At 39.1% G+C, this 207-nt stretch carries 1 pseudogene; it reads left to right on the top strand.

The features are described from left to right. Positions 1–17: 17 nt before the first annotated feature. Positions 18–207, top strand: a pseudogene (locus ACST13_RS11065) (hypothetical protein); the annotation flags it as partial.

Raw genomic sequence — 207 nt, 5'->3', positions numbered from 1 at the left:
AACAAGAAATCATTCACATGGTCACAAGATCAGATATAGGTATTAATCGAACACTCAAGCAATTGGGTTTGAATAAAAGCACCTTTTATCTATGGTATAAATTATACAGTGATTTTGGGGTGGATGGGCTAAGTCCTAACAAGCGTTGTGGCAGGCGTCATTGGAATGTGATTCCCTCACAGCAAAAGAACCTGGTGGTTGAATTAG

It is taken from the genome of Aquirufa sp. A-Brett2-W8, assembly GCF_054558755.1.
This window is presented reverse-complemented; position numbering and strand designations above follow the sequence as displayed.